The sequence below is a fragment of the Streptomyces sp. NPDC001450 genome, assembly GCF_053597295.1.
In genome coordinates, this window is the sequence record NZ_JBSFHY010000028.1 from 25123 (window position 1) to 49562 (window position 24440).

Consider the following 24440-nt stretch of genomic DNA (forward strand, 5'->3'; position numbering starts at 1 on the left):
AGGCCGAAACAGCGGTTCAGGGGTGGCGGCGGATCGGCGAGGTGTCGAGGATGTCCAGCCGTACGTCGGGCCGTGTCGCTTCCTGAACGAACACCCCGGTATCCCTGCGGACGTGCCGGTACCGCTCAACGAGGTCCGGCGTCACCTCCGCAGGCGGCCCGGGCCACCAGCTCGGGCGCCTACTGCAGAAGCGCGCTCAGTGTCCTGCCGCGCGCTCTTCGCATGAGACTCCAAGTGCTGCCGTCCAGCCGTTGGCCAGCCCGTCGGCTACACCCCGGACCCCACATAGTGGTGGGCAAATGCCGTGGCCTCGTGCCCTTGGGTGATGCGTTCGACGGCGATGCGTTTCAGGCCGAGTGCGAAGCGACGCTCAGCGGGGGTGCCAGGCGGCAGCATGACCAGCTGCAGAAGGTGGTGGGAGAACTCCTGGACCTGCCAGATCTCGCGCATGCGCCGGTCGCTGTAGGTGTCCAGCTCGTGGTCGTCACCGTGCCGGTAGTGCACGATCAGGGCCCGGGTCAGGTCCGCGACGTCGGCGATCGCCAGGTTGGCCCCCTTGCCGCCGAACGGTGTCAGGATGTGGGCCGCGTCCCCGGCCAGCAGCAGCCGGCCGTGGCGCAGCGATCCGGCGATGTGGCTGCGCATCAGCAGGGTGCGTACTTCGGTGATGGCGCCGATGTCCGGCGCGCCGGTGCCACTGTCGGCCAGGCGGCGGGCCAGTCGTTCCCTGATGCGGGAAGCCGGCCAGTCCCCGGGAGTGTCCCCGTGCGGGATCTGCAGGTGGAAGCGGCTGATCTGCGGGGTGCGCGGCATCATTCCCGCGAACCCGTCCTCCGTGATCGCGTAGAGAACCCCTTCTGCCGGGACGTCCACCTCGGCGAGCATGGTCAGAGTCTCGTACGGATACCGTACGGCGGCGTCCTGGGGGGAGTCCGGCCCGCTGGGCATGAGCGTGCGCGCGATGCCCCGGTAGCCGTCGCACCCGATGACGAAATCGCAGTCGATCTCCACGTCGTCGCAGACGATGCGCGGCGTCGGTCCGGTCAGGCCGTTCACCTCCCGGACGGGGTGCGAGAACAGCGGCGCCCGTCCGGCGGCCGCCAGTTCGTCGCACAGGTCCCGCACCAGAAGGTGCTGCGGGTACACCCAGTGCCGCAGCCCGCCGGTGAGTGCCTCGTAGTCCAGGCGCATACGGCTGCCGGTCAGCTGGAAGTCCGACCAGCCGGCCCGGCGGCCCTCCGCCACGAGGCGGCCGGCCAGTCCCCGGCTCCGGAGGTATTCCACCGTGCGATGTTCCAACAGGCCCGCGCGGGCGCGTTGTTCGATGTGCTCACGGGTCTGCCGCTCCAGCACCACGTGGTCGATGCCCGCCTGGCCCAGTACGGCGGCGGTGACCAGGCCCGCCGGTCCCGCACCGATGATGCCCACCTGAGTGCGAACGCGTCGCCTCACTTCGTAGTCCCCGCTTCTCGTGGCCGACCCACGGCGGTCCGGTCCGGCCGGGCGCACGCCCTGGTGCGCCGGACCGGACCGGTCGCCCTCCGGTCGGCGGTGTGATCCCGTGCTCGGCTGTCGTCGGTCGTCAGGCCGGGTCGAGGACCAGGCCGTAGGTCACTTCACGGCTGCTGCCGTCCCCGACGGGCGTGGGGTCCAGGATCAGTTCCGGCTTGACCGCCGACGCGATGTCGTCCTCGATGTGCGGGCCGCCCTTGAAGTACAGCTGTGTGGTCAGGACGTGGTGTCCCTCGGCGGACACCCGCACGTGCAGGTGGGCAGGGCGCCACGCGTGCCAGCCCGCCGCGGCGATGAGCCTGCCGCAGGAGCCGTCGGTGGGAATCTCGTACGGAGACGGCTCGACGGTGCGCACCTTGAAGGCGCCGTCGTCGTCGGTCACCACCGTGCCGCGGAGGTTCCATTCGGGCAGGCCGGGCGCGAACTGGGAGTACACGCCGTCGTCGTCGGCCTGCCACATCTCGATGGTCGCGCCGGGCAGGGGCGTTCCGTCGGTCGAGGTGACCCGGCCCTGGAAGACCAGCGGGACGCCCCCTTCGCTCTCCCGCATGGGAAGCGCGCTGTCGGCCGGCAGGCGCGGGGCGTCCGGCACGAAGTACGGGCCCTCCGGGCTGCCCTTGGTGCCGTCCCGGTTCTCGTTGGCCACCTGCTCGATGGTCTGCTCGATCCAGACGTCGAGGAACAGCGGCCACTCGCCGTCCTCGCCCACCTGGATGAGCCACGCCTTCAGCGCGTCGAACTCGGCGTACGTCACCTTGTGGCGGCGGATGATGTCGCGTGCGGCACCGATCAGTTCGCCGGCGAGGGTGCTGACCCTCGCCGTGTCGGCGACCGGCGCATGGTCGCGTCGGCGGGCGCGGAACTGCTCGGTGGCGGCCGCACCGGAGGAGGCCGCGGTGGCGGTCGGTGCTGTCAGTTGCTCGGTCATCGGTTCCCTCGGTTCTACGGGTGCTGTCGTGGTCAGTGCGGGCGGCGGACGCGGCGTACCGCGCCCTCCAGGAGGGCCCAGGGGTCGGCGGGCTCCAGTTCGCCCTGCGCGGCCCGGTCGAGGAGTTCGGTGAAACAGGCCCGGTAAAGGCGTTCACGGTCGACGGGGCCCGTCTCCTTCTCCAGGCGACGGATCACGCCCTGCTGGAGTCCGCCGCCGTGGTGCACGGCGATCTTCTTGCGCCAGGCGATCGGCTCGGGCAGCCGTGTGCCCATCGCCGTACGCAGGTGGTACTTCTCGCGGCCCTCGCGCACCTTGCACTCCGGCGCGGTCTCCAGGGCCACCCGCATCACCGGCCAGGCCCAGAAGGGGTGGTGGGTGGTGGTGCCGTAGGCGAGCGGCATGCGGTTGGACAGTTCGTTGCTGCGCCGGGTGCGGTCGACGGCCGTGAGGCACTGGTCGATCAGGTCGTCGCGGTGGTCGAAGGGGCGGTAGAGGCCGGCGTTGATCAGATCGCTGCCGTAGCCGGTGAGCAGCACCTTCTCGGGGGCGACGGCGCCGAGCCGCTGCACGGACGTGGCGGTCAGGGCGACTTCGACGACCTCGGGGTCGGTGACGCCCAGCCAGCGGACGGCCTCCGGTATGGAGGCGATGATCTCGTCCTCGGTCAGATGGACGGGTTCGAGCGCGATGCCCAACTCGGCGCAGAGTTCGGTCGCGTCGGCGAGTTCGTCGCCCCAGGGGGTGGCCACGCTGTACGGGGTGACGGGCAGGCCGGCCCGGGCGGCGAGGTAGGTCACCGTGCCGGAGTCGATGCCGCCCGACAGGAGGGTGGCGTAGCCGGTGCCCTCGGGGGTGGCCGCGGCGATCCGGCGGATCTCCTCGGTCAGCGCCTCGATCTGGGCCTCGCCGGCGGCGAGCGGGTCGTCGCGGAGCGGGGCGCGGAACGAGGCGAGCGGGTCGTGCTCGTCGCGGGCCTCCATCAGCCAGGCGCCGCCGGTGCGGCGGGTGCGGGTGTGGATGCCGTGGCGCAGCCGGTTCACGCCGAGCAGGAGGGTGGCGCGCTCGTGGCCGGGGGCGCCCTCGGTGGATGCGACGGGCAGGTCGAGGGCGGGCAGCACGAGGGGCGCGAGCAGCAGGTCCGTGAAGTAGGCGAACAGGCCGCGCAGGCGGTTGACGGCGTAGTAGACCGGGTCCTCGTTGAATGCGGAGATGTGCAGGGTGACGGTGTCCGCCTCGACGCGCAGGACGGTGGCGGCGGTGTGGCCGGGGTCCTCCGCGGACGCGGTCAGGGTGCGCACGTCGAGGGTGAACGGGGGGTTGTCGGGGAGCACGGCGCCGGCGGGCCCCCGGTAGTACACGTTCAGGTCGCCGAGGTCGGCGCTCTGGGACAGGCGGGCCAGTTCCGGGACGGGCGCGTTGGTGACCACGCACCACTTGCTGACCGGAGGCAGGTCGACGAGGGAGGTCACGGTCACGCCTTTCCGATGATCCGGCGCATGCGCTGCTGGGCCTCGCCCGCCGAGAAGGCGGTGCGGTGGGACCGCTTGCCCTCGTCGCGGACCCGGCGCAGGCCCTCCACGAAGGGGCCGTTGACCCGGGCGCGGGTCGACTGCACGGCGGCGGCGGTGTACGAGGCGATGCGCCGGGCGTGGCCGAGCGCGCTGTCCAGCAGGTCCTCCGGGGCGGTGACCTCCTGGAGGAGGCCGTCCGTGAGGGCGCGGTCGGCGGGCCACTCGGCGCAGGTGTAGAGCATCTCCTGCATGACGCTGCGGCCCACCACCGTCTCCAGCATGTAGCCGCCGAAGTTGCAGGCGATGCCGACCCGGAACTCGGGCATCACCAGCGTCGAGGTACGGCTGCCGACGCGGAGGTCGCAACAGAGGGCGATCTGCAGTCCGACGCCGATCGCGAAGCCGTCGATGGCGGCGACGACGGGTTTCGAGATGCCGGCGATGGTGCCGTACAGGTCGGTGATGTCATCGATCCAGGCGTCGACCTCGTCGCCGCCGGAGAACTCCGAGACCTCGTGGAAGTCGCCGCCGGCCCCGAAGGACCGGCCCGCGCCGCCGTACAGGACGACGCAGCGGATCCGGTCGTCGCCGTCGAGGTCGGTCATCACCCTGGTCAGCTCGCGCATGCGCGCCCTGCTGAACGGGTTCTGTTCGTGTGCCTGCGAGAACTCCACCAGGGCGATGCCCTCGGAAAGTACCTCGCACTTCATGGTCGCTGTCTCGATGTCGATCGTCGACACGGACCCTCCCTCAGCAAACAGTTGGAATATTTATGCGGTCGGTTCGGTGCCCTGGTGCACGAGGAGTTGATTGAATGTACGGTGATCGGAATGTTCATTCATCGAAAAGGAATGTGAGACATGGCGATCACGGGCCCGAAGGGCTTTCGCAGCGTGACCAGGAACATGGGGCTCAAGGACATCGAGGACGACTTCGCGGTCGTCGTCTCCGACGTTCCCGCCCGCTCCGCCGCCGTGTTCACGCGTTCGCGTTTCGCGGGACCGAGCGTCGTCATCAGCCGCGAGGTGGCGCACCGGCAGCAGAGCCGCGGCATGGTCGTGCTCTCCCGGAACGCCAACGTGGCCACCGGCAAGGCGGGCGCGGACAACGCCGCCGAAGTGCGCCGCAGGGTCGCCGAGATCGTCGGCATCGACCCCGAGGAGCTGGTCATCGGTTCGACCGGTGTGATCGGCCGCCCCTACCCCATGGAGAGCATCCGGGCCGGACTCGACGCGCTGTCCTGGCCGTTCCCGGAGGCGGACTACGCGACAGCCGCCGCGGCCATCATGACGACCGACACCCGCCCGAAGCACTTCAGCGTGCGGGTCGGCGACGCCGTCCTCGCCGGTATCGCCAAGGGCGTCGGCATGATCGAGCCGAACATGGCAACCCTGCTGACGTTCTTCTTCACCGATGCCGACATCCCGGCCGCCGAACTCGACACCCTGTTCCGGCGTGTGATGGACCGGACGTTCAACGCCCTGAGCATCGACACCGACACCTCCACCAGCGACACGGCCGCGCTCTTCGCCAACGGCCTGGCCGGACCCGTCGACCTCGCCGAGTTCGAGGAGGCGCTGTACACCGTCGCGCTGCGCCTCGTACGCGACATCGCCTCGGACGGCGAGGGCGCCAGCAAGCTCATCGAGGTCCAGGTCACCGGGGCCCGCGACGACGCCCAGGCCAAGCGGGTCGGCAAGAGCGTGGTCAACTCCCCCCTGGTGAAGACGGCCGTGCACGGCGCCGACCCCAACTGGGGCCGGGTCGCGATGGCCATCGGCAAGCTCGACGACGAGACCGACATCCAGCCGCACCGCGTCCGCATCTGGTTCGGCGATCTCCCCATGCACCCGGAGGAGCCGAGTGACGCGCTGCTGGAGCGGGCGGCGCGGTATCTCACCGGCGACGAGGTGGTCATCCGGGTGGACCTCGGCATTGGCGAGGGCGCGTTCACGGTCTACGGCTGCGACCTCACCGAAGGCTATGTGAAGCTCAACGCCGACTACACCACCTGAGCCGGCCGCGGCGCGGCACGGTCCGCCCGGACCGTGCCGCAGGGCCGCGCTCAGTACACCGGGAGCCGGGGATCGATCTCGTTCACCCATGCCACGACGCCCCCTTCCAGGTGTACGGCGTCGGCGAACCCGGCCTCCCGCGCCACGGCCAGGACCTCGAGCGTGCGTCGGCCGGTCCGGCAGTAGAAGACCGGTGTACGGCCCTGGCACAAGGTCGACAGGGCCGAACCGTCCAGCCATTCCCGCATCGGGACCAGGCGCGCACCGGGGATGCGCACGATCTCCCACTCTTGGGGCTCCCGGATGTCGACGAGGTCGATCGGGGCCCCTTGGTCGAGCAGTCGCTTCAGGTGCCGTGGTGTGATGGCGGCCCCGTCGGCCGGGGCCGCCCCGTGCCGGTCGTCGCTCACAACTCGCCCCGCGCGGGGTAGTCGTTCTCGTTGATCCAGCGGACCGTCTCCACGACCTCGTCCAGATGCGGCCGCAGGAACGGCATCGTGGTCTGCACGGCCGCGTAGAGGGTGCCGTCCGGGCGGACGAGGAACAGGCCTGGCTCACTGAACTCGTTCGGCTGGCCCTCCTTGATGGCCTTGGACACGTACAGGCCCCACTCCCGCATGGACGCGAGGGACAGGCCGTAACCGATCGGCACCCGGCTGATTCCCCACTCCTCGACAGCGCGCCGGGCGCGGCCCTCGTCGTCTCCGCTGACCGCGAGGACGCGGTCCACTCCGACGGCGGCGAACTCGTCGATCAGTCCGTCGAGTTCGGTGACGTGAGCACGGCACATCGGGCAGTGCACACCCCGGTAGAAGACCACCAGGCTGAAGCGGTCGGGCCGCTGGTCGGCGAGGACCCAGCGGCCGCCGCCGACCAGCGGGACGTCGAGGGCGGGGACGGGCTGACGGGGTATGGGCATGTGAGGCTCCAGTGACGGCGAGGACGATCGGACGGGCGGGACGGGGCTCAGGCCGCGTCGGGCAGGGTCAGCTGGCCCCGGAACAGCACTCGGGTGCCGCCCGGGCCGATGGCCGTACGGCCGTGCAGGGTCCGCTGGTTGTCGATGATCAGCAGGTCCCCGACCTGCCAGCGGTGCGTGTACGCGTACCGCTCGGAGCGCAGGAAGGCGTCCAGCTCGGTGAAGAACCGGTCGGACAGCTCGGGGTCCATCCCCTTGACCCTGACCTCCCAGGAGCGCGGGGTGACGTCGGGGGGAAAGGCCGTCGCCAGGTTCAGGGACTTCACCCGGCCGTAGTCCCGGGTCACCGGGATGGCGTACCAGTCCTCGGGGACCGTCGGGAAGTACCCGCGCTCGGTGACCAGGTACTCGATCTCGTACTCGTCGAGGACCCGGCGCAGGTGCTCGGGCATTTCCGCCCAGGCGGTGAGCTGGTCGCTGATGTAGGTCTCGCCGGAGCCCGGCGCGTCGGAGAACTCGGCGGCGTACAGGATGATCAGGTCGACGCGCTCGCCGACCAGCAGCCCGTCGGTGTGGACGGGCAGCGGGCCGCGCCCGGTGACGACCTTCCCCTCGTCGTGCGAGGCGTTGAGCTTGAGCAGGTCGGCGCCGCCCTCGCCGAACTTGTGGTCGACGGTGTCCCCGAGCGAGCGGACCAGCAGCTTGAAGTCCGCCTCGTCCAGGCCGAGTCCGCGGACCAGGGCGCACCCGTTGCCCAGCGCGGCCCGCTTGGTCTCCTGGGCCAGTGCCTCGACGGGCCGGCCGGGACTCCAGGGAATGACCGCGCCCATGCCGGACGGAGTCAGCCGCTGATAGTCGTCGTTCTCGGTGTTCTCGATGTCGGACATGCCGAATCCCCTCCCAAAGTGCTTTTCTGCGTGTGCCGTTACGCGGGCGCGGTGCCGCGCACTATCTCCGTCTCCAGCCGGGCCACCGTCACGGGCGCGGAGAACAGGCGTTCCATGTCGAAATCGATCCCGAAGGCGTCCTCCAGCGCGGACAGGACCTGGATCAGCGTCACCGAGTTGACGCCGAGGCTGATCAGATCCACGGCGTCCTGCGACGGGGACAGCGGGTGCCCCCGGGAGGCGAATTCCTCGCGGACGGCGACCGGTACATCGGTTCTGGTCATCGGCTTTCGGCCCTTTCGATCCCGTCGAATTCCTCGATGCCTTCGATGCCTTCGATCCCGTCGACGGCGTCGATGGCGTCCCTGACGTGACGGGCGTTGTCCGGCCGGAACACGTCGAAGTGCCCGCCGGTCAGCACCGCCGTACCGGCGCTCCGCGCCACCCGGCCCCAGGCGCCGGCGTCCCGCTCGGCCGGCTGCTCACCGGCCCGGAACTCCACGACGGGCAGGGCGGCCGCTTGCGGACTCCAGGCGGCCAGCGCCGCGATGTTCTGCCGGTACACCTCGAACCGGGTGCGCAACGTCGGATCCGTGGCCACGTCGGCCCGGTCGACGTCCGCCCCGCTGGTCTCCCGGATGTCCCTGAGGAACCCCGCGAGCAGGGCACCGTCCCCGGGGTCACCGTGGGCACGGGACACGGCGGAGACCGGGGTGTCGACCACCACGACCCGGGCCACGGGCACCCCGCAGATCCGTGCCGCTTCGAAGGCCAGCGCGCCCCCGAAGGACCACCCGGCGAAGACCAGCGGCTCGGCACCGGACAGCACCTCGGCGGGCAGCTCCCGCAGACAGCCCCGGGCGAGCCCGGTCAGCGAGCCCGCCGAGCCGGACCGGGCCACCGGAGCGTCGAACCCGGCCACATGGACGTCGATGTCGCCCGACAGCTCCCGGATCAGCCCCGCGTAGCAGGACACACCACCGCCCACCGGCGGGAAGAGCACCAGCCGCAGCCGTGGACGCACGGCGGCGCGCGGGCGGTACGTCCAGATACCGGAGCCGCGTTCGCCCCGCACCCGGCGGCACAGCGAGGCCAGGCCCGCGACCGTGGGGTCCGCCATGAAGTCGCCGAACGACACCTCGTGTCCGAGCCGGCCGCGCACCAGGGAGAGCAGCCGGATCGCGTCGTACGAACTGCCTCCGGCCTCGAAGAAGCCTCGTCGGCCCGGGGGTTCGCCCAGCACCTCCCGCCAGCACCCGGCGATCTCCTGGCCCAGCGGGTCGCCCGCGCGGACCGCCGGCTCCGCGTCCGCGCGCTCGTCGTCGGGCAGGGGCAGCGACTGGAGCCGGCGCCGGTCCACCTTGCCGTTGCCGGTCAGGGGGATCTCGTCGAGGGCGACCACGGCGTCCGGGACCATGTAGTACGGCAGGGCCTTGCCGAGCGCGGCGTACGCGTCCCGCTGCCAGGTCCCCGGCGGGTCCTCGGTGAGGGTGACATACGCGACGAGGCTCTTGCGGCGGCCTTCCCCACGAACACACGCGGCACTGCCCCGGATGCCCGGCAAGCGGTCCAGGAGGTGTTCCACCTCGCCCAGCTCCACCCGGTGTCCGTTGAGTTTGACCTGGGTGTCGGTGCGGCCCAGGAACTCCACCACGCCGTCCGGGTGCCGGCGGCCCCGGTCGCCGGTGCGGTAGATCCGCCCGAACACGGGGTCGTCGACGAACGCCGCCGCCGTCTTCTCCGGGTCGTTGACGTAGCCGTCGGCCACGCCCGCGCCACCGATGCAGATCTCCCCTATGTGCCAGTCCGGACACAGCCGCCGTTCCGCGTCGAGCACATGGATGTCCTGGCCCGGCAGGGCCGTGCCGTACGGGATGGAACGGCCCGCGCAGTCGGCGTCCGTGACCGGGTGCCGGATGGACCAGATCGCGCCCTCGGTCGCCCCACCCAGGCTCATCACCTGCACGGCGGGCGCAAGGCGCCGCAGGGCGGCGGGAAGTGTCAGCGGGATCCAGTCGCCGCTGAGCATGAAGGTCCGCACCGTCGGGACGGCGGTCCCCTCCTCGGCCAGCAGGGACGCCAGCGCGGGGGCCGAGTTCCAGATGGTCACGCCGTGCCGGCCGATGAGGTCGGCCCAGGCGGCGGGGTTGCGCGCGGACCGCTCGGAGAGCATCACGACGGCGCCGCCGCGCAGCAGCGGCCCGAACATGTCGTACACGGACAGGTCGAAGCCGATCGACGAAACCGACAGCACGCGGTCCCCGGCGGCGACGCCGAGTTCGTCGTTGACCGCGTCGATCGTGGTGAGGGCCGCGGCGTGCGAGATCACCACGCCCTTCGGTTCACCGGTCGAGCCGGAGGTGAAGATGATGTACGCCGTCGGCGTCGCGTCCGGGGCCGGGCGGTGGACGGGCGGCCCGCAGGGCACGTCGTCCGGCTCCGGCAGGCGCAGGGGCCGTACCCCGCGGCGCACCCAGCCCTGGTCCGCCTCCGGCCGGCCGTCGGTGAACGCGAAGCGGACCTCGCCGCGTCGCGCGATGCTGTCGAGACGGCCGTCGGGGACGCCGTAATCCAGCGGGATGTAGACGCAGCCGGCGAGCAGGCTGCCGAGGACGGCGATCACCTGGCCGCGCCCGCGCGGCAGATGCACGGCGACCTTGTCCCCGGGGCGGGCGCCCGCCGCGCGCAGGGCGTCCGCCACCGCCGCCGCGTGTGCGGCCAGCTCCGCGTAGCCGAGGGTGCCCTGCTCGTCGTGCACGGCCGGAGCGTCGGGTGTTTCGGCGGCGCGGCGCATCACCCGGTCGTGCAGGGTCTCCCCCGCGGCGGAGGCGAGGGACCGGGCCGGGGCCGGGGCCGGGGTGCGGTACGGCAGGCGCGCCCAGTGGTCGCGGGACTCGGCGAGTTCCCCGACGAGGTCGGCGTACTGGCCGACGAAGTCCTCGACGAAGCCGGCGTCGAAGGCGTCCGTCCGCCAGTCGAAGCCCAGCCGGACGCTGCCGTCGGCGTCCATGACCACCTGGTGGTCGAGCAGCACCTGGGGCACCCTCAGCTGCACCTCGTCCCAGCGCCGCCGGAACCCGAGGTCCGCCTCGCGGCGCCCGTCGGCCGCCAGCGCCGTGAAGGCGAACGGGTACGGCAGCCGGCGCGGGTCGCCGCCGGGGTCCGCCAGCCGGGCGATCTCGGCGCCGCTGAGGGATCCGTGCAGCGCTTGGGTCAGGTAGCGGCGCTGCACGGTCCCCGCGATCCCGGCGAAGCCCTGCCCGGTGGTCGCCGGGATCTCCAGCGGCATGGTGGTGCCGTGGTTGCCGAGGGCGTCCAGGGCCGGCCGCTGTCCGGCGCGCCGGGAGTACAGCACGGTCAGGGTGTGCGGGACACCGCCGCCGAGACGGCCCAGGAGCACGCCGTAGACGGCGAGGTAGACCATCGCGGGCGTCAGACCGTGCTCGCGTGCCGTCCCGGCGAGGGCGCGCGCGGTGGCCGCGTCGACGGTCAGCATGCGGTGCGTGACGTCCGGGCCCGCGCGCCGCCACTCGGGGCGCAGCGGCAGTTCCGCCGGGTCGGGCAGGGCGGCGGCCCGCTCGGTCCAGAACTGCCGGTCCCGCGCGGAGCGGTCCCGGCCGCACGCCGCGCGAGAGACGCCGGCCGGGGCCGGGGCCGTGCCCGTGACCGCCCGGTCCGACACCAGTGCGGCGAGGAAGACGTCCAGCGACGCCGCGTCCATCAGCCACAGGGCGTAGACGAGGTGCAGGCGCGCCCGCTGCTCCGAGCACACGGCGACGACGCGCAGGCGCGGCCCGCCGGCGAAGGCGAACGTGTCCGCGGTGCAGGCCTCGCGCACGGCGGTGTCGACGGCGTCGAAGTCGGTGTCGGCGACCCGGCGGATCTCGACTTCGGTCTCGTCCGCGGCCGTCTCGGGCAGGACCGGCATCGACAGGTCGTCGGCCAGGGCGACGCGCAGGACGGGGTTGGCGCGCACCAGCCGGCGCAGCCGGTCCCCGAGCCCGGGGACGCACGCCGGGTCCAGGTCGCAGCCCACGTAGTACCGGGCGGGCCCGGAGAGTTCCATGCCCGCCTGCTCGCCGACCAGGTAGGCGCGCTGGATCGGGCTCAGCGCGTCGGGCGGCAGGACGTCCGTCACTGCCTCGGTTGCGGTCTCGGTCATCAGTGAACGATCTCCCCGGCCTTGTCGCGGCTGAGGAAGCCGCTGGGACTGAACGTCGGCCCGTAGGCGCCCACGGCGAGGAACATCAGCGTGTCGCCGGCGGCCACCTGAGGCAGCGGCACGTCCTCGGCGAGCACGTCCAGCTGCGAGCACAGCGGCCCGGTCACGTACGCGCGGTCCGGAGCACCCGGGCGCCCCGGGCCCACCGCCCGGACCAGGGGCTCGCCCCGGTCGCCGCCGGCCACCAGCCGGCCGGCGACGAACAGGTGGTTCAGGCCGGCGTCGACGACCACATAGCGCCGGTCGCCGACGGTCTTCACGTCCAGCACGGTGGTGAGCAGCACCCCGGCCGGGCCGGCGATGGCGCGGCCGTACTCGCAGACGACGGTCCGGTCGCCGTCGTCTCCCCACGCCTGCGGCTCGTCGCTCGCCGCCTCCAGCCCCGCCCAGTCCACGTCCGGGTCGGCGGCGCACCACGGCAGGGCGATGCCGCCGCCGACGGAGACGAGCCCGAGCTTCAGCCCGAACCGCTCCTCGACGTCCCGGGCCCGCTCCAGGGCCGCCCGCCGGGCCGCGCCGATGACACTCGCGTCGGCGTACTGCGAGCCGAAGAACAGGTGCAGGCCGTCGACCGACAGGGCGGAGCCCCGCAGGACGTCCACGACCTCGGCGAGATCCTCCGCCGCCACCCCGAACTGGTTGGGGGACGGCGCGCTGCCCGGGGTGCGGCCCGGATACGGCGTGTTCAGGCGTACGACGGCTCGCCCGCCGACGCCGAGTTCGTCCGCCACCTCGGCGAACAGGCGGGCCTGGCCCGGGGACTCGACGGTCACCGCGACCCCGGCGGCCAGCGCGGCGGCCGCCTCGGACCGTGTCTTCGCCGGGCCGGTGAACAGCACCTTCGCGGCCGGCACACCGGCGTTCAGCGCGGTCTCCAGTTCGGCCGTGGAGCACACGTCGAAGCCGTCCACGAGGGACGCCAGGGCGGTGACGACGCCGGGGTGCGGGTTGGCCTTCAGCGAGTAGTAGAGGTCCGCGCCGGACACCGAGGCGGCCCGGACCCGGTCGACGGCGGCGCGCAGGGCGGCACGGCTGTAGACGAACGCCGGGGTTCCGCCGGCGCGGTGCACCAGGAGCCGGGCCTCGCGCTCGGTGGGCATCCAGAACCCGGCCGGGACGGAACGTTCCTCAGTGCGCACAGCGGGTCCCTCCTGCCTGACACAGCGCTTCGATGACGCAGGCGTGGAGCCGGTCGATGACGTCGGTTCCGTGCATCGCGATCCCCCGTCGGTAGTAGTAGGTCAGCGCCATCTCCGCCGCCGACATCTGCAGTTCGCCCTGGAGCTGGTAGCGCAGCGAGCGGCCCAGCGGGCGCGGCTCCCAGGAGCCGAGGTCGCGGGCCCGCAGGCCGCGCTCCTTGGGGTGCTGGTTGAACAGCACCGTGGAGAACGGGAAGCGGTCGGTGCCGTCGAGTCCGTGCTCCGCGGCCCGCTGGTCGAACTCCCACGCGCTGTGCGCCGTACCGGCCGCCAACCGGCCGGCGTACGCCCTGGCCTTGTCCTCGACCGGGGCCGGTCCGCCGCCGCGCAGCACGAGCTGGCTCATGAACATGCCGGCCGCCGTGTCCGGCATGCCGTCGCGGGACTGGACGGGGACGACGACGTTCAGTGCGCCGAGGCCGAAGATCCGGGAGACAGCCTGGTCGAAGGCGGCGAGGACGACCGCGAAGACCGAGACCCCGGTCGCCGCCGCGAGCCGGTGGGCGGCCCGTACCGCCCGTACGCCGAAGGGCCGGGAGAGCAGGAGTCCGTCGCGCGCGCCGGCGCCGGCCGCCTCGGGCAGTTCGGTCTGCCCGGCGCCCTTCAGGGCCTCCCGCCAGTACTCCGCGTCCGGCGTCGGCTCCGTGGGGCGGCGCGTCGCCGCGCAGTAGGTGCGGAAGCCGTCCGGCGGTGGGGCGTCGCCGAGAGGCGCACCGAGCAGGAGCGCGCGCAGCTCGCGGGCGATCAGGTCCATGCTCAGCCCGTCCAGGAACAGATGGTGGGCGACCACGACGACGGACGTCGTGCCCTCGCCCGGCACCAGGGCGGCCCGCAGCGGCGGAGCCGTCGTCGGGTCGATCAGCCGCGTCACCGCCTGGAAGCGGGCCTCCTGCACCGTGCGGGATCCGGCCTCGTGGACGGTGAGCGGGCAGCGCACCCCGGCGGGCTCGGTGTGGACCTGCCCGGTCCACTCCGGGGTGAGGGAGAGCCGCAGCACGTCGTGCCGGGCCACCAGCGCGTCCAGCGCGGCACGCACCTCGGCCGGGGTCACCGTCCCCTCGACACGGACCTCGCGGGAGAGGTTGCACCAGTTGGCGTTGCCGTCCGCCATACAGGTGGCCATGTAGGCGAGTTGCCGGGTGGAGAGGGGGTGGGTGCCCGGCTCGCCGGAAACGGTGTCCGTGGCGTCCTCGGGTACGGCCGGCGCGGGTGTCCCCGTGCGGCCCAGCCGCTCGATCGCCGCGGCGAGGGAGGCCACATCGCGGTGGCCGAAGCAGTCCTGGGCCGAGAGGGCCAGCCCGAAGTGCCGGTTGACCCGGGCGACGAACGCGATCATGTCGAGCGAGCCGAGGCCCGCCTCGACGAACGCGGTCGATGCGTTCAACTCCCCCTGCGAATCGAATAGTTCGAGCAGGACGTCCGTCGTGGTCGCCTCCTGGCTCGGCGTACCCGGCCCGGACGCCTCCTCGGTGGAGACGGAGGCCGCGAGCGCCATCCGGTCGACCTTCCCGCTGCGCAGCAACGGAAGTTCCCGGCGCACATGGACGTCCGGCGCGGGCAGCTCCAGCCGCGCCGCCACCGCGCGCACCCGCTCCCGCAGCGTGCCCTCGTCCTCGGGCGCGAGATCCCGTACGGCGACGAAGGCGTGCGGGCCCTGCCGGTCGACCACGACACACTGGGCCACCCCTGCCAGCTCCTCGGCCTCGGCGACGAAGCGGTGGTACGAGACGCGGCGGCCGGACACCTTCAGGTCGTTGCCCGCACGCCCGGCGATCACCAGGTCACCGTCGGCGCGGAAGCCGATGTCGCCGGTGCGCAGGACGGGGGGCATCGGCTCGACGTGGAAGGTGCGCGGGGTCGTGCCGGGGCCGTCCGTGAGGGTGCCCAGGGCCGGCGCGGCGGAGGCGATGAGCACCTCGCCCCGGCCGTCGGCGTCCGGCTCGGCGAGCTTCACCGTCACCCCGGGGCGGGGCCGTCCGACGGGCAGCCCCCAGGTCCCGGCCGCGTCCTCGGGGCGCGCCGCGCGCCGGAAGAGCTGCGCGAGGGTGCCCTCAGTCATGCCGTACAGGTTCACGATCTCGGTGCCGGGGGCGAGGCCGCTCCACTGCTGCGCCACGCGCGCGGGCAGCACCTCCCCGGCGAAGAAGGCCAGTCGCAGCGCGCCGAGTCGCGTGGAGTCGGTGCGCAGGACGTCCGCGACGCGCCGGGCGAGGGACGGGACGAGGAAGGCGAGTGTCGGCCTGCTCTCGACGAGGTGTCTGCCGAGCGTGGCCAGGTCCAGCTGGACGTCCACGGGGGGCAGGTTCAGTCTGCCGCCGGCGACGAGCACGCCGAGCAGCTCGCGCAGCGAGGGGTCGAAGTTGACGCGGGTGAGGGCGGCGCAGGTGTCGTCCTCACCCAGCTCGAACTCCTCGACGAACCAGGACAGGAACGCGTTCAGGCCCGTCCTGCTGCCGACGATCGCCTTCGGGGCGCCCGTCGAACCGGACGTCGGAATGAGGTAGGCGGCGTCGTCGCCGGGGTACCGCCAGGCGCTGTCGGGGCGCCGCGGGCCCGTGGTGTCGAGGACGACCCGGCCGGTGGCCGCGTCGACGACCAGCTCGCCGACGTCCGCGCCGGTGGCACCGCGGAAGTGCGCCACCGGGGAGACGTCGCTGCTCAGCAGGACCGACGGCCGGGAGACGCGCTCGGCCCACGCGTACTGGGCGGACGTCATCCCGGCGTCCACGGGCACGGGGACGGCACCGCTGCGCAGCGCGGCCAGCAGCCCGACGACGTAGGCGGGGGTCAGCGGGCCGAGGAGCAGCACGTTGGTCCGTGCCGCGCCCGCCTCCGTCAGGCGGCGGGCCACGTCGTCGACGGCCGCGCCGAGCCCGGCGTACGACAGCTCGTGCCCGCACCACTCGACGGCCGTGCGGTCGGCCCGGCCGAGGTCGAGCAGCCGGCTCAGGGCATCCGGTGTCTGCATGGCGGCGCTCACTCGGTCCGGGCGGTCGGCGGCCGCAGGACCAGCCGGGCGAGTTCCTGCCGGGCGGCGTCGTCACTCGCGGCGAGCACCTCGGCCAGCTTGCCGGAGTGGTCCTTGCGCTGGTTCAGCCGGAAGCAGGAGGCGAGCTGGAGGTCGTACAGGCGGAAGCCGACGATGTTCTTGAGATAGCCCTCCGTGAGCTGTGCCGGCATCTCGTCCAGGGACCAGGTCGACCCCTCGACGGTCTCCTTCTGCAGCCGGTCGATGAGGCCGGTGACGTCGGCGCGGGTGCGGGCCGCGTCGCTGACCTCCAGCCGGCCGGAGATCTCCACCGCGCAGTACAGCCAGGTGGGGATGCGGCTGCGGGTGCCGAACCACTCGGCGGGCAAGTAGGTGTCCGGGCCGAGCACGGTGATCGTGGCCGGGGCGCCCGCCTCGAAGGCCGCCGTCATCGCGTTGGCGCGGGCGACGTGCCCGGCGACGAACAGTCCGCTCTGCTCGCTGCCGCGCAGGTCCACGGGGAGCGGCGAGGTGTACACCGTGCCGGCGTGATGGGTCGCGAGGACCCCGAAGGACTTCGCCCGTACGAAGTCGACCATGGCGGGCAGCGGCAGGCTGAAGTGTTCTCGGGTGTACATGGTCAGCGACGGTCCTTCGACTCGGCGTCCAGCGGTTCCAGGCCGATGCCCTCGCGGGCTCCGCGTTGCGGCGGGTGGAACGCGATGGCGTGCAGGGCTCCGGCGAGCAGGGTGAAGAAGCCCGTACGGGCGAAGGTGCCGCCACCGGCCGCGCGCAGCAGCAGTCCGCCGAGCGCGCCGATCTCGTCCTCGACGCGGTCGCGGGCGCGGACGGCCAGGTTGAGCTGGTCGCCCGCCGGCCGGCCGGTGTCGATCGCGTCGGCCGCGTCGAGCAGTTCCGCCTGCAGTCGGCGCAGCCCGTCGAACGCTTCCGTCCACCGCCTGGAGCCCGCCCGCCGGTCGGCCGGGGTGGCGGTCGCCAGGCAGCGGGCGACGCCGAGGTAGGAGGCGCTGATCAGCAGCTGGAACCAGGTGTAGCAGTCGGTGGCGAAGCGCCGGCCGGTCTCGCCGCGCAGCGGGAAGACGCGGTCGTCCGGTACGCGCACACCGGACAGGCGGACGGCGTGGCTCTCCGCGGCGCCGAACACCGGGCTGGTCCAGAACGGTTCGCGCTCCAGGCTCTCGGCCCCGGCCGGGACGAAGACCTGCGCGTATCCCTCGGGGGTGCCGTCGGCCGCGCGCAGCTCGGCCATCAGGGACAGCACGTCCATGCTGGTGGACAGGGAGCACGGCCGTTTCAGGCCGGTGACGAGCCAGTCGGCGCCGTCGCGGACCGCCCAGCTGCCGAGCGTGCGCAGGTCGCGGCCGGGTGTCGACTCGGCGCCGCCCGAGGCGAGGAGCCCGGCGCCGGTGCCGAGGTCCTTCACGATCGCCGCGGCCCGCTCGTCGCCGGAGCGCGCCACCCGGCCGAGCGCGGCGATCTTGTAGTGGTGCATGGTCGTGGCGATGGCCACGGCCGGGGCCAGGGTGCCGAGCGCGACCTGGAAGCGTACGGCGTCCGCCGCCGACGCTCCGGTGCCCGCGTACTCCCGGGGCACGAGCAGAGCCGTGGCGCGGGTCCGCTTCAGCGCCGCGAACGCGGGCCCGGCGTCCTGCTCGTGCTGCTCGGCCGAGCGGGCGGACAGGGCGGCGAAGAGCCCGTCGGCCATCGCGTCCAGTCCTGCCCGGGCGTCGGCGACGACGACGTCCTCGATCTCACGACCGGTCACTGGGTGCTGCCCTCCTGAGCGTGCATGAGCCGCCGCACGGCGGCGTAGTCGGTCTTTCCGAGGGGGGTGCGCGGGATCGCCGAGGTGATCTCGTACCGCTGGGGGAGCTGGTACGACAGCAGCCGCTCGCCGAGCAGCCGCCGTACCTCGGTCAGGTCGAACCCGTCGTCGGCGACGAGCAGCGCGGCGACCCGCTCGGTCTGTCCCGCGTCCGTGACGCCGACCACGGCGCTGTCCAGCACCCCGGGGCAGCCGCGCAGCGCCGCCTCGACCTGAAGGGGGCCGACCTTGTTCCCGGCGACGTTGATGAAGCCGGACAACCGGCCCCGTACGTACCAGCCGTCGCGGTCGGCGCGGACGAGGTCACGGGTGCGCAGCCACCCGTCCTCGAACATCTCGGCGCTCGATTCGGGGTCGAGGTAGTAGCCGCGGGCGAGCGCGGGGCCCCGGACGTACAGCTCGTGCAGGGGCTCCTGGCCGGTGCCGTCCGGCACGGGCTCCAGCCGCCATTCCACACCGGCGACGGGGGTGCCGATGGAGCCGTGGCCGACGTACGTCCGGTCGAAGCAGATGACGCCGATCTCGGACAGGCCGTACACCTGGCGCAGCGGCACCCCGAACCGCTCGTGGAACCTCTCCTGCGTGTCGAGGCCTAGGGGCGCGCTCCCGGAGATGACCGTCCGCAGCGAACGCGCCCAGTTCGGCGGCAGTTGCCGTGCCTGCGTGAGCAGTTGGTACAGGACGGGCAGACCGCTCATCAGCGTGACGCCGTTCCGGTCGATCTGCCGGGCCAGGCCCCGGCCGGTCAGCCGGCCGCCCCGGGCGAACACCACGGTCGCCCCGGCGAGCAGGGCCGGCAGGGTGAGGACGTCGATGCCGTGGCAGTGCGCCAGCGGCAGCGGACACAGGACCACGTCGTCCGGGGTCAGCTCCAGCTCGCCGCCCCACAGCCGGACCCGGGCGCCGATGGCCGCCTGGCTCATGACGATGCCCTTGGGCTCGCCGGTGGAGCCGGAGGTGCAGTGCACCACCCAGTCGCCGGGCGCGTAGCCGGTCGCCGCCCGGGCCCGGTGCCGCTCGGAGTCCTCGACCGCCCGCAGGGCGAACGCGCCCCGCCCGGGGTACGGCGGCTGGTCCACGGCCAGCAGACTGACGTCGAAACGGGCCGCGTTGTGTCTGCGCTCCGATGCGGACAGGCGGCTGTCCAGCAGGACGGTGACGATGCCGAGCCGGGCGGCGGCGAGGTAGAGCGACAGGAAGGTGAAGGGGTCGTCGACGGCCAGCCCCAGCACATCGCGCGGGCCGGACCGGGCGGCCAGCTCACCGGCCGCGGCGTCGACGGCGGCGAGCAGCTCGGCGTACGTCGACTCGGTGCCGTCGTAGCCGACCACCGCCCGGGCCCCGGGCGCGGCGAGCGCCACCGCACGGAACGCCGGGTACAACTCGCCGTCCGGGGCGGTGTGGATGCCGTCCGTCATGGTGGACCTCCTCCCTGCTGAGGGCGCGCCGGGGCGCGCGTCGTGCGGCTCGGACGGGGTGAACGGGGCCTGGTCCGGGCCGGGTTGCTGTGTGCTGGGCGGCTCGGACCGGGGGCGGGCCCCGGTCCGAGCCGAGGTGTCACGGGCTGGGTGATCAGACCGGGTCGGCGGGACGCAGGCCGAGCCGGGGCTCGGTCACGACGCGCAGGCCCAGCAGGCTGTCGTCGCGGTGCGGCTCGGTCCGCAGGACGTCGAACGACGGCTCGCCGACGTCCGGGTCGCCCGCCGTGGCCTCCTTCTGGACGCGCAGCGCCTCGTCCGCCAGGCGGTCGGTCAGCACCCGCGTACGGGCGTCGGTCGCCTCGCGGATGTCCGACATGCCGGCGATGATCTCGCCGAAGGAGACCGAGTCCCGGGCCCCGCGTTCGGCTCCGGCGTCCTCCCGGACCAGCCGGTCGGCGGTCCAGAAGAAGTCGTCCTTGCCCTGGTAGGTCTCGTACATGCTGCTCACCAGGGCGAGGGCGCGGGTGTAGGCGCGGCGGTAGGCGGCCTCGAAGAAGGTGAGCCCCTCGGCCTCCGGCAGTTCGCCCCGCCGCACCGAGGCCAGCGCCGCCGCCCCCACCAGGCCGCCGTACAGGGCGAGGTGGACGCCCGTCGACAACAGCGGGTCGAGGAAGCACGCCGCGTCGCCGATCAGCATGTAGCCGGGGCCGGCGAACCGGTCGGCGACATACGAGTAGTCGGTCTCCGCCCGCGCCTCGGCGACGCAGGTGGCGTCCGCGACCAGGTCGCTGACGATGTCGGACTCGGCGATCACCGACCGGTACAGGTCGTCCAGGGAGCCGTGGGCACGGCGGTCCCGCGCGAAGACGTCCTTGTGGGTGACCAGACCGATGCTGGTGCGGCCGCCGTGCAGCGGGATGACCCAGTACCAGCCCTTGGGCGACGAGATCACGTTCACCCCGCCTTCGGGGCTGTCCGGCAGCAGCCGGGCGTTCTCCCAGTAGCTCCACAGGGCCACGTTGCGGAAGAACCGGTGCTGCTGCCGGTTGCGGAAGTGCTGGGCGCTGAGCAGTCCGGCGCGGCCGGAGGCGTCGATGAGGAAGTCGAACCCGTCGAGGGTGACGGGTCCCTCGCCCTCGCGCACACAGTGCACGGCACGGGGGCGGCCGTCCTCGTCGAAGTCCACGGACTTCGCGGCGATCCCGTGCTCGACCCGGACGCCCTTCTCGCGTGCGTTGTCGAGCAGCAGCGCGTCGAAGGCGGCCCGGTCGACCTGCCAGGTGCTCACATGGTCGCCGAACTGCTTGCTCCAGTCGATGACCCAGCTGTCGTCGCCCCAGCGGAACGCGCCGCCGCGTTTGACCTGGAACCCTCCGGCGTCCAACTTGTCGGCGACACCGATCAGTTGGAGCACGTGCCGGGTGGAGGGGGTGAGGGACTCCCCGATGTGGTAGCGCGGGAACTGCCGGCTCTCCACCAGCCGGACGTCGAATCCCTCCTGCGCGAGAAGGGTCGCGGTGACGGACCCCGCCGGGCCGCCACCCACGACGAGGACGTTGCTCGGTACGGTCATGACCTGCTTCCGGTCCTGGGTGCGGATGGGAGGACGGTTCACGCGCCGCGGAAGACGAGCGCGGAGTTGTTGCCGCCCATGCCGACGCTGGTCGAGACGGCGACGTCGACCGGCGTGTGCGCGCCCTTGTCGATGACGTGGTTGAGCTCGCAGCCCTCGTCGGGCACCCGCAGACCCCAGGTCGGCGGCACCTGGTCGTGGCAGGAGGCGAGCAGCGCGGTCATGGCCTCCATCGCGCCGGACGCGCCGAGCATGTGCCCCGTGGCGCCCTTGATGCCGCTGACCCGCAGGTTGTCGGCGTGCCCGCCGAACACCTTGCGGATCGCGGTGACCTCGGCCGGGTCGTTGGACTTGGTCGCCGTACCGTGCACGTTGAGGTAGCCGACCTGCTCCGGGGTGATGCCGGCGTCGGCGAGGGCCTCCTCCAGGCACGCGGTCATGCCGGGGGCGTCGCTCGGCGGGATGTCGCTCATGTCGAAGGCGTCGCCGCGCAGGCCGTAGCCGAGGAGTTCTCCGTAGATACGGGCCTTGCGGGCGAGGGCGTGCTCGCGCTCCTCCAGGACGAACACGGCCGCACCCTCGCCGAGCACCGTGCCGTCGCGGTCGCGGTCGAAGGGCCGGCACGCGCCGGAGGCGGCCCCGGTGTGGTTCTGCGCGAAGCCGGAGACGATGATCTCGGTGACGGGGGACTCGGCACCACCGGCGAGCATCACCTCGGCGCGGCCGTGCCGGATCTTGTCGTACGCGGCGATGACCGAGTCGGAGCCCGAGGCCGAGGCGCCGGAGACGGTGACCAGCGGCCCGCACAGCCCGTACCGCACGGACAGCAGCGAGGTGCCCGCGTTGGGCAGGGTCATGTTGAACAGCCGCGGCGACACGCCCCGCGTGCCCTTCTCCGCCATCTTCGCGAACTGGTCCTGGAGCACCTCGGTGCTGGAGAACGCCATGCCGATGGCGGCGCCGTACCGCTGGAACCGCTGGTCGGACTTCTTGCGGGAGACGATCTCGTTGCGGGGCAGGTCCAGGCCCGCGTCGAGCAGCGCGGCGTTGGAGGCGGCCAGCGCGTACTGCTGATAGCGGTCCAGAACGCGCTGGTCCCGCGGGGAGATTCCGTGGTCCTCGGGGTTGAATCCGACGACCTCGCCGGAGGTCTTGACCGGGCAGCGGGAGGTGTCGAAACGGGTGGTCTCGCGTACCCCGCTGTGGCCGTTCATGAGGTTGGTGAAGATCTCGTCGACACGCTCGCCGACCGGGGTTACGGCCCCGAGACCGGTGATGACCACACGTCGGTCCATCGTCTGTCCTCTCCTGAACCGCTCCCCAGAGCAGGGGCGGTCGCTGAATACGCGTCGGTTCGACGCCGTGGATCGCGCAGAATTCGATTCGCCTGCCGGGCAGTCGCACAGAACTGCCTCAGATATCGCAGGGACGGTAATTAGCGGCTCCTGGACGGAATTACCTGTCCAGGAACGCGGCGAGCGTGGGAATTCGTGACACTGCTTCGCCGGAACGTGACCACATCACAGTTCCAATCAGCCGCACAAGATCTTTCCACATATCGAGACCCGGGTAAGTCCCGTCGGTAAATGGCCAGTTGAGCGCGAAGGTTTCTGACCCTCGGTGACTGAAAACCTATCCCGGCCGACCCCTCGACGGCCCCTGTGCGGGGCTGGCCGAGTGCGGTCGTGGCACCGGGCGGTCAGCCCCCTGGGTCACGACAGGGGGCGCCGACTGCCAGACTGGACGTGGCGAAAGCGCGTGGGAGACAGGGGGGACGCCGAGAGAACGAGGGCGGGCGTCCGGTCAGACGTCGAGCCAGCCGCGGGCCGCGGCATGCGCGCCGGCCTGGAAGCGGGAGTCCGCCTTGAGCTTGCGCATGAGGTCGGTCATGATGCGGCGCAGCGTGCGCGAGGAGATCCCGAGCGACCGGGCGATGGCGTCGTCCTTCATGCCCTGGCTGAGCATCCGCACCAGGGAGAGCTCCCGGCTGTCCAGGTCCTCGTCCGCGGTGTCCGTGTTCGGGGCGACGGCCGCCGACGCGGTGGCGCCGTGCACCCAGCAGAACTCGAAGACCGACACGAACAGAGCGAGCATGTCGGGGTCCCGGACCTCCAGGGCCGTGATGGCGTCCGGGTCCGCGTCCGGGTCGGTCTCGGCCGTTCCGGCCGGTACGTAGGCCACGACCCGGTCGACCACGATGAGCCGGAACGGCAGCACCGACGCCACCCGGACCTGGGCGCCCGCCTCCTGGAGTTCTTCCAGGTGGGCTCGGCCGTGCGGGACCTTGAGCATCGTGCTCAGGTGGATGGAGCGCATGGTGACACCGCGGTCGATGACCTCGCGGTTGCGCTTCATGCTGTCCTTCAGCATGGTGTGCGGCAGCGGGGAGCCCGGGTGCATGCTCAGCACCTCGGTGCGGGCCTGAGTGGCCGCTCCCTCCAACGCGACGGAGATCTCGCGCTGACCGACCAGCCGGCTGGCAAGGGACGGCCGCTCGCCGTCGGAGCGCAGCCGCATCAGCGAGGCGCTGAGCACCGAAAGGGTGGCCCGGGCACGCTCCAGCTCGGCGAGGCACTCGCCGGCCGCCTCCTCCTGCAGGGCCACCATCCGGGCGAGGACCGCATCCGGACTGAGCGTGACCACCTCACCTCGGCCGCCCAGCCGGCGCACCAGCCCGGTCCGGCTCAACTGGTCAAGGGCGCGGTCCAGTTCAGCCTCGGACAGATCCAGCGCCTCGCCCGCCGCACGCGGACCCACCGAGGGGTCGCTGAGCAGCAGCCGCAGAAGGCGATGGCCCTGGTCGGTCAGCATATGGCGCACACGCGATCCACTCCTTCATATTCATGCCGACTATGGCATATCCAAACAGTGAGATCGCTCCGGGGTCGCCACGGCTCCGCCGGACACGCCGGAGCGGGCCATCGGCTGCTGCGATGACCCGCTCCGCGTCGGCATCAGGTGGCTGATCAGCCCCAGGCCAGATCGTCCGGTGCCGCGGCCGCCGCCACGGCCGGCGCCTCGGCCCCTCCCGCCGGCCGTTCGACGGCGCCGGCCAGCACCGCGAGCATCGCGGCCCCCATCAAGAGCGCGGCCAGACAGCTCCCCTTGGCCTGAATGCTCTCGTTACGCATTACATCCCCCTCGTCAATTCGAGCCACTGGTACGGCGTTCCGGTGGCGATCCGATGCTGCCCCCCTCGCGTAGCGCCGGGAAAGAGAAGTCCGTCGTCCAGGAAGGGTCATGGCACATTGCGGCCATGTAACGCGGCGCACAGAAATGGCCCCGGGGAAGGGCAAGTTCCGGAAATCCTCCACAAGTCCCGCCGCCGAAAGGGGAGTTGTCGATTCGGCGGCGCGTTCCACGAGGAATCTTGTGGCGAGCCTGCCCCGGACGCCTTCCCTGTCCGGAGCCGGACACGGCATGTCACGGCCAGTGT

The 24440-nt window shown here is 72.4% G+C and carries 19 protein-coding genes; 1 reads left to right on the forward strand and 18 read right to left on the reverse strand.

Features of this window, described 5'->3' with window-relative positions:
* Positions 1 to 267 precede the first annotated feature (267 nt).
* From ACWC5O_RS27830 to ACWC5O_RS27845, 4 genes are all read right to left on the reverse strand, one after another.
* A complete protein-coding gene (locus tag ACWC5O_RS27830; RefSeq protein ID WP_450589974.1) occupies positions 268 to 1452 on the reverse strand; it encodes an FAD-dependent monooxygenase in 1185 nt (394 codons plus the stop codon).
* Between the two features lie 130 nt (positions 1453 to 1582).
* Positions 1583 to 2440 (reverse strand): catechol 1,2-dioxygenase, encoded by an 858-nt coding sequence (gene catA, locus ACWC5O_RS27835; protein ID WP_450589973.1) that lies wholly within the window; start codon positions 2438 to 2440, stop codon positions 1583 to 1585.
* A 32-nt stretch (positions 2441 to 2472) separates the two neighbouring features.
* Positions 2473 to 3918, reverse strand: a complete 1446-nt coding sequence (locus tag ACWC5O_RS27840) for an asparagine synthase-related protein (protein WP_450589972.1) — start codon at positions 3916 to 3918, stop codon at positions 2473 to 2475.
* Positions 3915 to 4694, reverse strand: coding sequence for an enoyl-CoA hydratase/isomerase family protein (locus tag ACWC5O_RS27845; protein ID WP_450589971.1), 780 nt, complete (start codon positions 4692 to 4694; stop codon positions 3915 to 3917). The genes ACWC5O_RS27840 and ACWC5O_RS27845 overlap by 4 nt, the downstream gene beginning before the upstream one ends.
* Before the next feature lie 120 nt (positions 4695 to 4814).
* Between ACWC5O_RS27845 and argJ the strand changes: the two genes are divergently transcribed.
* Complete coding sequence (argJ, locus tag ACWC5O_RS27850; RefSeq protein ID WP_450589970.1) at positions 4815 to 5969, forward strand: bifunctional glutamate N-acetyltransferase/amino-acid acetyltransferase ArgJ; 1155 nt, start codon at positions 4815 to 4817, stop codon at positions 5967 to 5969.
* Between the two features lie 50 nt (positions 5970 to 6019).
* Here the strand turns inward: argJ and ACWC5O_RS27855 are convergent, their stop codons facing one another.
* The 14 genes from ACWC5O_RS27855 to ACWC5O_RS27920 all read right to left on the reverse strand — a co-directional run bounded on the left by ACWC5O_RS27855 (position 6020) and on the right by ACWC5O_RS27920 (position 24135).
* The gene (locus ACWC5O_RS27855) at positions 6020 to 6379 is read right to left on the reverse strand and encodes a rhodanese-like domain-containing protein (protein ID WP_450589969.1); all 360 of its coding nucleotides are present in this window, start codon (positions 6377 to 6379) and stop codon (positions 6020 to 6022) included.
* Positions 6376 to 6888 carry a peroxiredoxin-like family protein gene (locus tag ACWC5O_RS27860; protein WP_097253655.1) on the reverse strand — a complete coding sequence of 171 codons (513 nt, stop codon included), beginning with the start codon at positions 6886 to 6888 and terminating at the stop codon, positions 6376 to 6378. The genes ACWC5O_RS27855 and ACWC5O_RS27860 overlap by 4 nt, the downstream gene beginning before the upstream one ends.
* A gap of 47 nt (positions 6889 to 6935) precedes the next feature.
* Entirely contained in the window at positions 6936 to 7775 is an 840-nt protein-coding gene (locus tag ACWC5O_RS27865; protein WP_450589968.1) for a TauD/TfdA dioxygenase family protein, read from the reverse strand.
* 38 nt (positions 7776 to 7813) lie between these two features.
* Positions 7814 to 8059 carry an acyl carrier protein gene (locus ACWC5O_RS27870; protein WP_450589967.1) on the reverse strand — a complete coding sequence of 82 codons (246 nt, stop codon included), beginning with the start codon at positions 8057 to 8059 and terminating at the stop codon, positions 7814 to 7816.
* Positions 8056 to 11937 (reverse strand): non-ribosomal peptide synthetase, encoded by a 3882-nt coding sequence (locus tag ACWC5O_RS27875; protein WP_450589966.1) that lies wholly within the window; start codon positions 11935 to 11937, stop codon positions 8056 to 8058. Before ACWC5O_RS27875 ends, ACWC5O_RS27870 begins: the two co-directional genes overlap by 4 nt.
* The gene (locus tag ACWC5O_RS27880; protein WP_450589965.1) at positions 11937 to 13136 is read right to left on the reverse strand and encodes an alanine racemase; all 1200 of its coding nucleotides are present in this window, start codon (positions 13134 to 13136) and stop codon (positions 11937 to 11939) included. The genes ACWC5O_RS27875 and ACWC5O_RS27880 overlap by 1 nt, the downstream gene beginning before the upstream one ends.
* Complete coding sequence (locus tag ACWC5O_RS27885) at positions 13126 to 16164, reverse strand: AMP-binding protein (RefSeq protein ID WP_450589964.1); 3039 nt, start codon at positions 16162 to 16164, stop codon at positions 13126 to 13128. The genes ACWC5O_RS27880 and ACWC5O_RS27885 overlap by 11 nt, the downstream gene beginning before the upstream one ends.
* Positions 16165 to 16172: 8 nt before the next feature.
* Complete coding sequence (locus ACWC5O_RS27890; protein ID WP_450589963.1) at positions 16173 to 16802, reverse strand: FMN-binding negative transcriptional regulator; 630 nt, start codon at positions 16800 to 16802, stop codon at positions 16173 to 16175.
* Positions 16803 to 16804: 2 nt separating this feature from the next.
* Positions 16805 to 17950: a hypothetical protein gene (locus ACWC5O_RS27895; protein WP_450589962.1), complete on the reverse strand. Its 1146-nt coding sequence runs from the start codon at positions 17948 to 17950 to the stop codon at positions 16805 to 16807.
* Complete coding sequence (locus tag ACWC5O_RS27900) at positions 17947 to 19428, reverse strand: class I adenylate-forming enzyme family protein (protein ID WP_450589961.1); 1482 nt, start codon at positions 19426 to 19428, stop codon at positions 17947 to 17949. The genes ACWC5O_RS27895 and ACWC5O_RS27900 overlap by 4 nt, the downstream gene beginning before the upstream one ends.
* A 154-nt stretch (positions 19429 to 19582) precedes the next feature.
* On the reverse strand, positions 19583 to 21004 hold the full coding sequence (locus tag ACWC5O_RS27905; protein ID WP_097253664.1) for an NAD(P)/FAD-dependent oxidoreductase: 1422 nt from the start codon (positions 21002 to 21004) through the stop codon (positions 19583 to 19585).
* A gap of 38 nt (positions 21005 to 21042) precedes the next feature.
* Positions 21043 to 22299, reverse strand: a complete 1257-nt coding sequence (locus tag ACWC5O_RS27910) for a beta-ketoacyl-[acyl-carrier-protein] synthase family protein (protein WP_094218797.1) — start codon at positions 22297 to 22299, stop codon at positions 21043 to 21045.
* Between the two features lie 508 nt (positions 22300 to 22807).
* Positions 22808 to 23815, reverse strand: coding sequence for a LuxR C-terminal-related transcriptional regulator (locus tag ACWC5O_RS27915; RefSeq protein ID WP_450589997.1), 1008 nt, complete (start codon positions 23813 to 23815; stop codon positions 22808 to 22810).
* 155 nt (positions 23816 to 23970) lie between these two features.
* Positions 23971 to 24135 (reverse strand): hypothetical protein, encoded by a 165-nt coding sequence (locus tag ACWC5O_RS27920; RefSeq protein WP_179851608.1) that lies wholly within the window; start codon positions 24133 to 24135, stop codon positions 23971 to 23973.
* Positions 24136 to 24440 lie beyond the last annotated feature (305 nt).